The 16418-nt window shown below is 57.5% G+C and carries 1 protein-coding gene; it reads left to right on the top strand.

The window, feature by feature from the left end; all coding sequences use genetic code 11:
* Nucleotides 1-46: 46 nt before the first annotated feature.
* Nucleotides 47-16306: a LapA family giant adhesin gene (locus RHM69_RS21875; RefSeq protein ID WP_322255316.1), complete on the top strand. Its 16260-nt coding sequence runs from the start codon at nucleotides 47-49 to the stop codon at nucleotides 16304-16306.
* Nucleotides 16307-16418 lie beyond the last annotated feature (112 nt).

Below are 16418 nucleotides of genomic sequence, written 5' to 3'. Positions count from 1 at the left end.
GCCTGGATTCTACCGGTGGCTGGCTCTCTGCCTCTCGTTTCAAGCGTTGCGCTTATTCTATGAATTCAGGGCCACGCTTTCCAACAAAGCTGGCACAGATGTCACGCTGAAGTTGGATAACGGTTCGTCGATCACCATCAAGGCTGGCGAGACCGTTGGCACCGTAACTGTCCCTGCGCCTAGCGATGATGTGTTCATCGACAAAAGCACGCAGACCGTCCAGATCACTGAGACCTCTGGCGGCAACTTCGAGAAATTGGAAGTTGCAGGCAATGGCGCAACCACCACGATCAACGACACCCTCGACAAAGTTGATGTGGTGCTGACGGCAACTCCTACCGTTGGTGAAGGCGGCAATATCGTCTACACCGCTAGCCTTGTGGATAAGAACGGCGCGCCGGTGACTAACATCACCAACCCGTTGACCGTGACTTTGGATAACGGTCAGACCATTACCATCGGTGTTAACCAATCCAGCGGCACCGTTACTACCGTGGCGCCAGACGATATTTATAAAGGCGATCAGACCGTCACTGCTGCTATCAAGGGTGTGACCGGCGGCGAGCATTTCGAGAACTTGGTTCCTGGTACTACCCCGGTTAATACCACCGTTACGGATACACCAGGCACCGATAACACCACTACGGTGACACTGACCGCTCCGACCGAAGCGAGCGAAGGTGGTCAGATCACCTACACCGCGACCTTGAGCAATAAGGCCGGTACCGACGTCACCTTGAAGCTGGATAACGGCTCTTCGATCACCATCAAGGCTGGAGAAACTGTTGGCACCGTAACCGTGCCTGCGCCTACCGATGACGTGTTCATCGACAAGAGCACCCAGACCGTCCAGATCACCGAAACCATCGGCGGCAACTTCGAAAAACTCGAAGTTGCGGGCAACGGTGCGACCACCACGATCAACGACACGATCGACAAAGTTGATGTGGTTTTGACGGCCACCAACACTGTTGGCGAAGGCGGCAATATCGTTTACACCGCCAGCCTTGTGGATAAAAACGGCGCACCGGTGACCAACATCACCAATCCGTTGACCGTGACTTTGGATAACGGCCAGACCATCACTATTGGCGTAAACCAATCGAGCGGTAGCGTTTCGGTTCTGGCTCCTGATGATGTGTATAAGGGCGACCAGACCGTCACCACCGCCATCAAAAGTGTCACTGGTGGCGAGCACTTCGAAAATCTGGTCCCTGGCACTACCCCGGTTAACACCACCGTTACTGATACACCAGGCACCGATAACACCACTACCGTGACACTGACCGCTCCGACCGAGGCGAACGAAGGTGGTCAGATCACCTACACCGCGACCTTGAGCAACAAGGCCGGTACCGACGTCATCTTGAAGCTGGATAACGGCTCTTCGATCACTATCAAAGCTGGCGAAACCGTTGGCACCGTAACCGTGCCGGCGCCTACCGATGACGTGTTCATCGACAAGAGCACCCAGACTGTCCAAATCACCGAAACCACCGGCGGCAACTTCGAAAAACTCGAAGTGGCAGACAGCGGCGCAACCACCACCATCAACGACACCATCGACAAAGTCGATGTGGTTCTGACGGCCACCAACACTGTTGGCGAAGGCGGCAACATCGTCTACACCGCTAGCCTTGTGGATAAAAACGGTGCGCCGGTGACTAACATCACCAACCCGTTGACCGTCACCTTGGATAACGGCCAGACCATCACCATTGGCGTAAACCAATCGAGCGGTAGCGTTTCGGTTCTGGCTCCTGATGATGTGTATAAGGGCGACCAGACCGTCACTACTGCTATCAAAGGCGTAACCGGCGGCGAACACTTTGAAAATCTGGTCCCAGGTACCGATAACGTCACCACAACTGTGACTGATACACCGGGTACCGATAACACCACTACCGTGACGCTGACGGCTCCAACCGAGGCGAGCGAAGGTGGTCAGATTACGTACACCGCGACCTTGAGCAACAAGGCCGGTACTGACGTCACCTTGAAGCTGGATAACGGCTCGTCGATCACGATCAAGGCTGGCGACACTGTTGGCACCGTAACCGTGCCTGCCCCTACCGATGACGTGTTTATCGATAAGAGCACTCAGACCGTCAAGATCACCGAAACCACTGGCGGCAATTTCGAAAAACTCGAAGTTGCGGGCAACGGTGCGACCACCACGATCAACGACACGATCGACAAAGTTGATGTGGTCCTGACCGCCACTACCACCGTCGGCGAAGGCGGCAACATCGTTTACACCGCCAGCCTTGTGGATAAGAACGGCGTACCAGTGACTAACATCACCAATCCGCTGACCGTCACCCTCGATAACGGCAAGACCATCACCATCGGCGTAAACCAATCGAGCGGTTCCATTACCACCGTAGCGCCAGACGATGTGTACAAAGGCGACCAGACCGTCACTACCGCCATCAAAGGCGTGACCGGCGGCGAGCATTTTGAAAATCTGGTTCCAGGTACTACCCCGGTTAACACGACCGTTACCGATACACCCGGTACCGACAACACCACTACCGTGACCTTGACCGCTCCGGCCGAAGCGAATGAGGGTGGACAGATTACGTACACCGCCACGCTTTCCAATAAAGCGGGCACTGACGTCACGCTGAAGTTGGACAACGGCTCGTCGATTACCATCAAGGCTGGCGACACGGTTGGCACTGTGACCGTGCCCGCTCCTAGCGATGACGTGTTCATCGATAAGAGCACTCAGACCGTCAAGATCACCGACGCTTCCGGCGGCAACTTCGAAAAACTCGAAGTAGCAGGCAACGGCGCAACCACCACGATCAACGACACCATCGACAAGGTCGATGTGGTCCTGACGGCCACCACCACCGTTGGTGAAGGCGGCAACATCGTCTACACCGCTAGCCTTGTGGATAAAAACGGTGCGCCGGTGACTAACATCACCAACCCGTTGACCGTCACCTTGGATAACGGCCAGACCATCACCATTGGCGTAAACCAGACTAGCGGTAGCGTTTCGGTTCTTGCTCCTGATGATGTCTATAAAGGCGATCAAACCGTCACCACCGCTATCAAAGGCGTAACCGGCGGCGAGCATTTCGAGAACCTGGTGCCGGGCACTACCGCGGTGAACACCATCGTTACTGATACACCAGGCACCGATAACACCACTACCGTAACGCTGACAGCACCGACCGAAGCGAATGAGGGTGGCCAGATCACCTATACGGCGACCTTGAGCAATAAGGCCGGTACTGACGTCACGCTGAAGTTGGATAACGGCTCGTCGATCACCATCAAAGCCGGCGAAACCGTCGGCACCGTAACTGTGCCGGCACCTACCGATGACGTGTTCATCGATAAGAGCACCCAGACCGTCCAGATCACCGAAACCGCTGGCGGCAACTTCGAAAAACTGGAAGTCGCAGGCAGCGGCGCAACGACCACGATCAACGACACCATCGACAAGGTCGATGTAGTCCTGACCGCGACCACCACCGTTGGCGAAGGCGGCAACATCGTCTACACCGCCAGCCTTGTGGATAAAAACGGTGCGCCGGTGACCAACATCACCAACCCGTTGACCGTCACCCTGGATAACGGCCAGACCATCACCATCGGCGTAAACCAGACTAGCGGTAGCGTTTCGGTTCTGGCTCCTGATGATGTCTATAAAGGCGATCAAACCGTCACCACCGCTATCAAGGGTGTGACCGGCGGCGAGCATTTCGAGAATCTGGTCCCTGGCACTACCGCGGTGAACACCACCGTTACTGATACACCAGGCACCGATAACACCACTACCGTAACGCTGACAGCTCCGACGGAAGCGAATGAGGGTGGCCAGATCACCTACACCGCGACCTTGAGCAACAAGGCCGGCACCGACGTCACGCTGAAGCTGGATAACGGCTCGTCGATCACCATCAAAGCCGGCGAAACCGTCGGCACCGTAACTGTGCCGGCACCTACCGATGACGTGTTCATCGATAAGAGCACCCAGACCGTCCAGATCACCGACGCTTCCGGCGGCAACTTCGAAAAATTAGAAGTTGCAGGCAATGGCGCAACGACCACGATCAACGACACCATCGACAAGGTCGATGTAGTCCTGACCGCGACCACCACCGTTGGCGAAGGCGGCAACATCGTCTACACCGCTAGCCTTGTGGATAAAAACGGTGCGCCGGTGACTAACATCACCAACCCGTTGACCGTCACCTTGGATAACGGCCAGACCATCACCATCGGCGTAAACCAGACTAGCGGTAGCGTTTCGGTTCTGGCTCCTGATGATGTCTATAAAGGCGATCAAACCGTCACCACCGCTATCAAGGGTGTGACCGGCGGCGAGCATTTTGAAAATCTGGTTCCAGGTACTACCCCGGTTAACACGACCGTTACCGATACACCCGGTACCGACAACACCACTACCGTGACCTTGACCGCTCCGGCCGAAGCGAATGAGGGTGGACAGATTACGTACACCGCCACGCTTTCCAATAAAGCGGGCACTGACGTCACGCTGAAGTTGGACAACGGCTCGTCGATTACCATCAAGGCTGGCGACACGGTTGGCACTGTGACCGTGCCCGCTCCTAGCGATGACGTGTTCATCGATAAGAGCACTCAGACCGTCAAGATCACCGACGCTTCCGGCGGCAACTTCGAAAAACTCGAAGTAGCAGGCAACGGCGCAACCACCACGATCAACGACACCATCGACAAGGTCGATGTGGTCCTGACGGCCACCACCACCGTTGGTGAAGGCGGCAACATCGTCTACACCGCTAGCCTTGTGGATAAAAACGGTGCGCCGGTGACTAACATCACCAACCCGTTGACCGTCACCTTGGATAACGGCCAGACCATCACCATTGGCGTAAACCAGACTAGCGGTAGCGTTTCGGTTCTTGCTCCTGATGACGTGTACAAGGGCGACCAAACTGTCACCACCGCCATCAAAGGCGTAACCGGCGGCGAGCATTTCGAGAACCTGGTGCCTGGCACTACGGCAGTGAACACCACTGTCACCGATACCCCCGGTACCGACACCACCACCACCGTGACGCTGACGGCTCCGGCCGAAGCAGACGAGGGTGGGCAGATTACGTACACCGCCACGCTGTCCAACAAAGCTGGCACTGACGTCACGCTGAAGTTGGACAACGGCTCGTCGATTACCATCAAGGCTGGCGAAACTGTTGGCACCGTAACCGTGCCCGCGCCTACCGATGACGTGTTCATCGACAAGAGCACCCAGACCGTCAAGATCACTGAGACTACTGGCGGCAACTTCGAAAAACTGGAAGTTGCAGGCAATGGCGCAACGACCACGATCAACGACACCATCGACAAAGTCGATGTGGTCCTGACCGCCACTACCACCGTTGGCGAAGGCGGCAACATCGTCTACACCGCCAGCCTTGTGGATAAAAACGGCGCACCGGTGACTAACATCACCAACCCGCTGACCGTAACCTTGGACAATGGCGAGACCATCACCATTGGTGTGAATCAGTCGAGCGGTAGCGTTTCGGTTCTTGCTCCTGATGACGTGTACAAGGGCGACCAAACTGTCACCACCGCCATCAAAGGCGTAACCGGCGGCGAGCATTTCGAGAACCTGGTGCCGGGCACTACCGCGGTGAACACCATCGTTACGGACACACCGGGTACCGACAACACCACTACTGTGACGCTGACCGCTCCGGCCGAGGCAAACGAAGGTGGGCAGATCACGTACACCGCCACGCTTTCCAACAAAGCGGGCACTGACGTAACGCTGAAACTCGACAACGGTTCTTCGATCACCATCAAGGCTGGCGACACTGTTGGCACTGTGACCGTGCCCGCTCCTAGCGATGACGTGTTCATCGATAAGAGCACTCAGACCGTCAAGATCACCGACGCTTCCGGCGGCAACTTCGAAAAACTCGAAGTAGCAGGCAACGGCGCAACCACCACGATCAACGACACCATCGACAAGGTCGATGTGGTCCTGACGGCCACCACCACCGTTGGTGAAGGCGGCAACATCGTCTACACCGCTAGCCTTGTGGATAAAAACGGTGCGCCGGTGACTAACATCACCAACCCGTTGACCGTCACCTTGGATAACGGCCAGACCATCACCATTGGCGTAAACCAGACTAGCGGTAGCGTTTCGGTTCTTGCTCCTGATGACGTGTACAAGGGCGACCAAACTGTCACCACCGCCATCAAAGGCGTAACCGGCGGCGAGCATTTCGAGAACCTGGTGCCTGGCACTACGGCAGTGAACACCACTGTCACCGATACCCCCGGTACCGACACCACCACCACCGTGACGCTGACGGCTCCGGCCGAAGCAGACGAGGGTGGGCAGATTACGTACACCGCCACGCTGTCCAACAAAGCTGGCACTGACGTCACGCTGAAGTTGGACAACGGCTCGTCGATTACCATCAAGGCTGGCGAAACTGTTGGCACCGTAACCGTGCCCGCGCCTACCGATGACGTGTTCATCGACAAGAGCACCCAGACCGTCAAGATCACTGAGACTACTGGCGGCAACTTCGAAAAACTGGAAGTTGCAGGCAATGGCGCAACGACCACGATCAACGACACCATCGACAAAGTCGATGTGGTCCTGACCGCCACTACCACCGTTGGCGAAGGCGGCAACATCGTCTACACCGCCAGCCTTGTGGATAAAAACGGCGCACCGGTGACTAACATCACCAACCCGCTGACCGTAACCTTGGACAATGGCGAGACCATCACCATTGGTGTGAATCAGTCGAGCGGTAGCGTTTCGGTTCTTGCTCCTGATGACGTGTACAAGGGCGACCAAACTGTCACCACCGCCATCAAAGGCGTAACCGGCGGCGAGCATTTCGAGAACCTGGTGCCGGGCACTACCGCGGTGAACACCATCGTTACGGACACACCGGGTACCGACAACACCACTACTGTGACGCTGACCGCTCCGGCCGAGGCAAACGAAGGTGGGCAGATCACGTACACCGCCACGCTTTCCAACAAAGCGGGCACTGACGTAACGCTGAAACTCGACAACGGTTCTTCGATCACCATCAAGGCTGGCGACACTGTTGGCACTGTGACCGTGCCCGCCCCGACCGATGACGTGTTTATCGATAAGAGCACCCAGACCGTTCAGATCACCGAGACCACTGGCGGCAACTTCGAAAAACTGGAAGTTGCAGGCAATGGCGCCACCACCACGATCAACGACACCATCGACAAAGTCGATGTGGTCCTGACCGCCACTACCACCGTCGGCGAAGGCGGCAATATCGTCTACACCGCCAGCCTTGTGGATAAGAACGGCGCACCGGTGACCAACATCACCAATCCGCTGACCGTCACCCTCGATAACGGCAAGACCATCACCATCGGTGTGAATCAGTCGAGTGGTTCTATCACCACCGTAGCGCCAAACGACGTCTACAAAGGCGACCAAACCGTCACCACCGCCATCAAAGGCGTGACCGGCGGCGAGCATTTCGAGAATCTGGTCCCTGGCACTACCGCGGTGAACACCACCGTTACGGACACACCGGGTACCGATAACACCACCACCGTGACGCTGACTGCGCCAAGTGCCGTTAACGAAGGCGGCCAGATCACGTACACCGCGACCTTGAGCAACAAGGCCGGCACCGACGTCACGCTGAAACTCGACAACGGTTCAAGCATCACCATCAAGGCCGGTGAAACCGTCGGCACCGTGACCGTGCCTGCGTCTACCGATGACGTGTTTATCGATAAGAGCACCCAGACCGTCAAGATCACCGAAACCACTGGCGGCAATTTCGAAAAACTCGAAGTTGCAGGCAATGGCGCGACCACCACGATCAACGACACCATCGACAAAGTCGATGTGGTTCTGACCGCGACCACCACCGTTGGCGAAGGCGGCAACATCGTCTACACCGCCAGCCTTGTGGATAAGAACGGCGCACCGGTGACCAACATCACCAACCCGTTGACCGTGACTTTGGATAACGGCCAGACCATCACTATTGGCGTAAACCAGTCGAGCAGTTCTATCACCACCATCGCGCCAGACGATGTCTACAAAGGCGACCAGACCGTCACTACCGCCATCAAAGGCGTGACCGGCGGCGAGCACTTTGAAAATCTGGTTCCAGGTACTACCCCGGTTAATACCACCGTTACGGATACACCAGGCACTGACAACACCACTACGGTGACGCTGACCGCTCCGGCCGAGGCAAACGAAGGTGGGCAGATCACGTACACCGCCACGCTTTCCAACAAAGCGGGCACTGACGTAACACTGAAACTTGACAACGGTTCAAGCATCACCATCAAGGCTGGCGACACCGTTGGCACCGTAACCGTGCCTGCGCCTACCGATGACGTGTTTATCGATAAGAGCACGCAGACCGTCAAGATCACCGACGCTTCCGGCGGCAACTTCGAAAAACTGGAAGTCGCAGGTAATGGCGCGACCACCACGATCAACGACACCATCGACAAGGTCGATGTAGTCCTGACCGCGACCACCACCGTTGGCGAAGGCGGCAACATCGTCTACACCGCCAGCCTTGTGGATAAGAACGGCGCACCGGTGACCAACATCACCAACCCGTTGACCGTGACTTTGGATAACGGCCAGACCATCACCATTGGCGTAAACCAATCGAGCGGTAGCGTTTCGGTTCTTGCTCCTGATGATGTTTACAAGGGCGATCAGACCGTCACTACTGCTATCAAAGGCGTAACCGGCGGCGAGCACTTTGAAAATCTGGTGCCGGGTACTACGGCGGTGAACACCACCGTTACGGATACCCCAGGCACCGATAACACAACCACGGTTACGCTGACTGCGCCAAGTGCCGTTAACGAAGGCGGCCAGATCACCTACACCGCGACCTTGAGCAACAAAGCCGGTACCGACGTAACGCTGAAACTCGACAACGGTTCAAGCATCACCATCAAGGCTGGCGACACGGTTGGCACCGTAACCGTGCCTGCCCCTACCGATGACGTGTTTATCGATAAGAGCACTCAGACCGTCAAGATCACCGAAACCACTGGCGGCAATTTCGAAAAACTCGAAGTTGCGGGCAACGGTGCGACCACCACGATCAACGACACCATCGACAAGGTCGATGTGGTTCTGACCGCCACCACCACCGTTGGTGAAGGCGGCAACATCGTCTACACCGCTAGCCTTGTGGATAAAAACGGTGCGCCGGTGACTAACATCACCAACCCGCTGACCGTCACCTTGGATAACGGCAAAACCATCACCATTGGTGTGAATCAGTCGAGCGGTAGCGTTTCGGTTCTTGCTCCTGATGATGTTTACAAGGGCGATCAGACCGTCACTACTGCTATCAAAGGCGTAACCGGCGGCGAGCACTTTGAAAATCTGGTGCCGGGTACTACGGCGGTGAACACCACCGTTACGGATACCCCAGGCACCGATAACACAACCACGGTTACGCTGACTGCGCCAAGTGCCGTTAACGAAGGCGGCCAGATCACCTACACCGCGACCTTGAGCAACAAAGCCGGTACCGACGTAACGCTGAAACTCGACAACGGTTCAAGCATCACCATCAAGGCTGGCGACACGGTTGGCACCGTAACCGTGCCTGCCCCTACCGATGACGTGTTTATCGATAAGAGCACTCAGACCGTCAAGATCACCGAAACCACTGGCGGCAATTTCGAAAAACTCGAAGTTGCAGGCAACGGCGCAACCACCACGATCAACGACACCATCGACAAGGTTGATGTGGTTCTGACCGCCACCACCACCGTTGGTGAAGGCGGCAACATCGTCTACACCGCTAGCCTTGTGGATAAAAACGGTGCGCCGGTGACTAACATCACCAACCCGCTGACCGTCACCTTGGATAACGGCAAAACCATTACCATTGGTGTGAATCAGTCGAGCGGTAGCGTTTCGGTTATTGCTCCTGATGATGTGTACAAAGGCGATCAGACTGTCACCACCGCGATCAAGGGTGTGACGGGCGGCGAGCATTTTGAAAACCTGGTACCGGGCACTGCGGCGGTAAACACCACCGTCACAGATACCCCCGGCACTGATAACACCACGACGGTCACGCTAACCGCGCCTAGCGCAGTGAACGAAGGTGGTCAAATTACGTACACCGCCACACTTTCCAACAAAGCGGGCACTGACGTTACGTTGAAGTTGGACAACGGTTCTTCGATCACTATCAAAGCTGGCGAGACCGTGGGTACTGTGACCGTGCCCGCCCCTACTGATGACGTGTTCATCGACAAGAGCACTCAGACCGTCAAGATCACCGACGCTTCCGGCGGCAACTTCGAAAAACTCGAAGTTGCAGGCAATGGCGCAACGACCACGATCAACGACACTATCGACAAAGTTGATGTGGTCCTGACCGCCACTACCACCGTCGGCGAAGGCGGCAACATCGTTTACACCGCCAGCCTTGTGGATAAGAACGGTGCGCCGGTGACTAACATCACCAACCCGTTGACCTTGACCCTGGATAACGGCAAAACCATCACCATCGGTGTAAATCAATCGAGCGGTAGCGTTTCGGTTCTTGCTCCAGATGACGTGTACAAGGGCGACCAAACTGTCACCACCGCTATCAAAGGCGTAACCGGTGGCGAGCACTTTGAAAATCTAGTGCCGGGTACTACGGCGGTGAATACCACCGTCACGGACACACCAGGTACCGACAACACCACCACTGTGACGCTGACAGCGCCTAACGCTGTTAACGAAGGTGGACAGATTACGTACACCGCCACGCTCTCCAACAAAGCTGGCACTGATGTAACGCTGAAGTTGGATAACGGTTCGTCGATCACCATCAAGGCTGGCGACACTGTTGGCACTGTGACCGTGCCTGCGCCTACCGATGACGTGTTCATCGATAAGAGCACTCAGACCGTCAAGATCACTGACGCTTCCGGCGGCAACTTCGAAAAATTAGAAGTTGCAGGCAACGGCGCAACCACCACGATCAACGACACCATCGACAAGGTTGATGTGGTTCTGACCGCCACCAACACCGTTGGCGAAGGCGGCAACATCGTCTACACCGCCAGCCTTGTGGATAAAAACGGCGCAGCGGTGACCAACATCACCAATCCGCTGACCGTCACCTTGGACAATGGCAAGACCATCACCATCGGTGTGAATCAGTCGAGCGGTTCCATCACCACCGTAGCGCCAAACGACGTCTACAAAGGCGACCAAACCGTCACCACCGCCATCAAAGGCGTGACCGGCGGCGAGCATTTCGAGAATCTGGTCCCTGGCACTACCGCGGTGAACACCACCGTTACGGACACACCGGGTACCGATAACACCACCACCGTGACGCTGACTGCGCCAAGTACCGTTAACGAAGGCGGCCAGATCACGTACACCGCGACCTTGAGCAACAAGGCCGGCACCGACGTCACGCTGAAACTCGACAACGGCTCAAGCATCACCATTAAGGCCGGCGAAACTGTTGGCACCGTCACTGTCCCTGCGCCTACCGATGACGTGTTTATCGATAAGAGCACCCAAACCGTCAAGATCGCCGAGACCACCGGCGGCAACTTCGAAAAACTCGAAGTTGCCGGCAATGGCGCCACCACCACGATCAACGACACCATCGACAAAGTCGATGTGGTCCTGACCGCCACCACCACCGTCGGCGAAGGCGGCAACATCGTCTACACCGCCAGCCTTGTGGATAAAAACGGCGCAGCGGTGACAAACATCACCAATCCGCTGACCGTCACCTTGGACAATGGCAAGACCATCACCATCGGTGTGAATCAGTCGAGCGGTTCCATCACCACCGTAGCGCCAAACGACGTCTACAAAGGCGACCAAACCGTCACCACCGCCATCAAAGGCGTGACTGGCGGCGAGCACTTCGAGAACCTGGTGCCGGGCACGACGGCGGTGAACACCACCGTCACCGACACACCGGGCACCACCGACCTGACCACCGTCACCCTGACCGCCCCAACCGCGGTCAACGAAGGCGGCCAGATCACCTACACCGCCACCTTGAGCAACAAGGCCGGCAGTGACATGGTGGTGCAGCTCGACAACGGTTCGAGCATCACCATCAAGCAAGGTGAGACCGTGGGCACGGTGACCGTCCCGGCGCCTACCGATGACGTGTTCATCGACAAGAGCACCCAGACCGTCAAGATCACCGGCACCACCGGCGGCAATTTCGAGGGGGTGACCATCACTCCTGCAGGCGCCACGACCACCGTCAACGACACCATCGATGACGTGACAGTGGTGCTCAAGGCCACTGGCTCGGTCAGCGAGGGCGGGCAGATCGTCTACACCGCGTCCCTGGTCGACAAAAACGGCGCGGCCGTGAACAACGTGGGCTCCGACCTGGTGGTAAGGCTGGATAACGGCTCGACCATCACCATTGGCAGCGGCAAGTCCACCAGCTTCACGACGGCTACCGCACCGAACGATGCCTATGTCGGCGCCAATGATGTCAGCGCCAAGATCACCGGCGTGGTCAGCGGTGGCGACAAGTACGAGCATCTGATTGTTGATGGCAGCCCTGCGGTCACCAAGGTCACGGATGTAGTGACTGATACCAAAATCAGCATTACGGGCGACGGTTCGGTCACTGAAGGTGGCACCGCCCACTACACCCTGACCTTGACCAACCCGCCGCAAACCGACGTAACCGTAACGCTCAAATACAGCGGCACCGCCACTGACGGTTCGGACTTCACTGGCGTGTATACCGTGAAGATCCCGGCAGGCTCCAGCAGCGTGCCGTTTGATATCCGCACGCTCGACGACAAGATCACCGAGCCTACGGAACAGATCGTTATCACCATCGACAAGGTCACCGGGGGCAACTTCGAGAACCTGGTGATCGACAAAGGCACCGTCACCACCAATATCCTCGACAACGATGCGCCGCCGGTGATCGACCTGGATGCCAACAACTCCAGCGGCGCCACGGGTGCCGATTACAAGACGACATTCACCGAGGGTACCGCCGGGCCGGGCGTGTCGATCGCCGACACGGACATCAAGATCACTGACCCAGACAGCACACTGCTGACGGGCGCGACGGTCACGCTGACCAACGCGCAGGCTGGTGATGCCCTGAACCTGGGCAATAGCGTGAATGGCATCAGCGTCAGCACCAACAACCAGACGGGCACTATTACCCTGACGTTGTCCGGCAGTGCGACGCTGGCTGACTACATGCAGCGTATCCAGAACATCACGTTCACCAACAACAGCCACGACCCGAGCACCACGCCCCGCACCATCACCGTGACGGTGACCGATGGCGGCAACTACTCCAACGTGGCCACCACCACCGTCAACGTGGTAGCGGTCAACGATGCACCAGTGGCCACTGGCGGTGCCGTGACCGGTACGGAAGACACCGCGCTGGCCCTGACCTGGGCCAACTTCGGCGTGAGCGATGTGGACTCGCCACAAGCCAGCCTCGGGGTGAAAATCACCGAGCTGCCGGTAGCCGGCAAGCTGCAATACCTGGCGGCGGACGGCACCACCTGGACCAACGTGAGCAGCGGCCAGACCTTTACCAAGGCTCAGATCGATGGCGGCCAACTGCGCTTTACGCCGAATGCCAACGAGTCCGGCGCCGACGGTTACGGCGGCACTGGCGTGGGTAACAAGCAGGCGGATTACGCGCAGTTCAAGTTCCAGCCAACCGATGGCAAGGACCTGGGCACCAGCGCCACGGTGAAAGTGGATATTACCCCAGTGGCCGACGCACCGACCCTGAGCGTGGCCGACAACAGCGTTGCCTCGACCGGCCTGGTCAAACAGGGCTGGAACAACATCGCCGGCCTTGGAAACAACGGCAATGGCGCTGCGCCAGACGTACTGAAAAAAGCCATCGACAACGCGGGCACCCCCAACAACACCTCCGTGGTGACCAACGTCGAGTCCGTCGACAACGTCACCGCCGGTTCTGGTTCCAAGATCTCCGGCCTGATCTACATGGAAGCGGGCAAGAGCTACACCTTCAGCGGTATCGCCGATGACAGCGTGGTGGTCAACGTTGGCGGTAAAGATGTTGCCAGCGGTTTGTGGGGCACCAACAGCGGCAAGTTCAGCGGCTCGTTCACGCCAACCACCACCGGTTACTACAGCCTTGAGATCTACCAGGCCAACCAGGCGGGCCCAGGCAGCTTCGACGTTAACCTGTCGATCAACGGCGGGGCGGTGCAGAACCTGAGCACCAGCACCGTGCCGTTGTACACCGGCCTTACCGACCTGACCAACGCCGGCGTCACCGTATCCGACCTGCATGGCAGCAACGGTGACGGCTACTACGTGGGCTACAAGCTCAACGAAGGCCAGGAAAACGGCACGGTCAAACTGTCCAAGGTCACCACCGCGCTGACCGATACCGACGGCTCCGAAACCCTGAGCGTGAAGATCAGTGGCATTCCGGCAGGCTCGGTGCTCACTGACGCGTCGGGGCACACCTTTACTGCGGGTAAAACCGTGGGCGAAGTGAATGTCACAGGCTGGGACCTGAACACGCTGAGCATCAAGCCGCCGACCTACTACAGCGGCCAGTTCAACCTGACAGTCACCTCGACTTCCACCGAGAGCATCGGCGGTTCAGCGACCACCACCGCGCAATTACCAGTCACGGTGCATCCGGCGACCTACAATTCGGTCACCGGCACCTCGGGCAGCGACACCATCAATGGCAGCGATGGCAACGACATCGTCGTGGCCGACATCGCCGGCCTGAACGTGGTGCAGGGCAAGAACTACAACATCGCGTTCATGATCGATACATCGGGCAGTATGGGTGCGGACTCGATAGCAGCGGCAAAAACCTCGCTGACTACCACGTTCAACTCGCTGAAAAACAGTATCGGCGCCAGCACCTCCGGCACTGTGAATATCTTCCTGGCGGATTTCAGCGACCAGGTCAATCGCACGGTGACAGTCAACCTGAAAGACCCAGGTGCATTGGACTCGCTGCAGAAAGTCCTGGACTCCATGGTGTCTACCGGCGGGACCAACTACGAAGACGTGTTCAAGGCCGCGTCCAACTTCTTCAAAAGTGCCCAGGCGACTGGCAACACTGGCGCTATTAATACAACGTACTTCATCACCGATGGTCAGCCGACGTTTTACCAAGCGTCCGAGCAGACCAACCCGTACTTGTACGGCAACGTCAGGCTCGATGATGTCGTCACCATGAACAACTACACCATAGGTACCGCCACCCGGATCAACATCGATTCGAATAACTACCTTGATATCAACTCTGCCGGCAAGGTGACCCTCTGGTCTTACGGCTGGGGATACAACAAGGGAATCATCCACGCCCAAGGGGATGGCACCTATGAAATATCGGTGCAAGGCGGCCTCGGATACGATACCGACTACTCCACCACCCTCAACTCCAACAGCGCGTTCGCACTGCTTAAAGGTCTGTCCACAGGTGGCGTAGAAGCCATCGGCCTCAATAGTGGGGTCAGCTTGAATCAGCTGGCACCGTACGACAGCGATGGCAAGCCACAGGCCAACATCGATCCGAAGGACCTCGCCAACGCTATCCTCGGCCACACCGAGGCGACGTTGCCGGGCGCGGACACCGTCAGCGGTGGCGACGGCAACGACATCCTGTTCGGCGACCTGGTGAGTTTCAGCGGGATCAACGGCGAGGGTTACAACGCGCTGCAGGCCTTTGTCGCACAGAAGACCGGCGTGGCTGTCTCGGCAGTGACTGCCTCTAACGTTCACCAGTACGTCACCGAGCACTATGTGGACTTCGACGTCTCCGGCGCCAAAGATGCCGGCGACACACTGTTGGGCGGCGCTGGCGATGACATCTTGTTCGGCCAAGGCGGCAACGACACGCTCGATGGCGGCAAAGGCAATGACATCCTGCTGGGTGGCACGGGTAACGACACGTTGATTGGCGGCCAGGGCAACGACATCCTGATCGGTGGCTCGGGTGCCGACACCTTTGTGTGGAAGTCTGGCGACATCGGCAACGATGTGATCAAGGACTTCAAAGCCTCGGAAGGCGACCGCATTGATCTGCGTGATTTGTTGAAAGGTGAAACCGACAGTACCATCGACAACTACCTCAAGATCACCACGGTAGACGGCGTGTCGACCCTGCAAGTGAGCAGTGAAGGCAAGCTCAACGCCGCCGGTGGCCTGGCCAATGCCGATGTGACGATCAAGCTGGAAGGCAACGACTGGTCCCACACCAGCATCAACTCGCTGATCAGTGGTGCCGACCCGACCATCAAGATCGACCACACTTAAGACACGATTAATCGGCCGCCCTTTCAGGCGGCCGTTTTTTTGGCCTGCGGGTCGCTGGCCCTGGCGGACGGTGCATCGCATACTCACGCCCATACACGCAGCGTTGACCTAT

It is taken from the genome of Pseudomonas sp. CCI1.1 (assembly GCF_034348165.1).
Classification (GTDB): domain Bacteria; phylum Pseudomonadota; class Gammaproteobacteria; order Pseudomonadales; family Pseudomonadaceae; genus Aquipseudomonas; species Aquipseudomonas paracarnis.
Note: the sequence above shows the minus strand (reverse complement) of the source record. Positions and strands in the feature narration are given on the sequence as shown.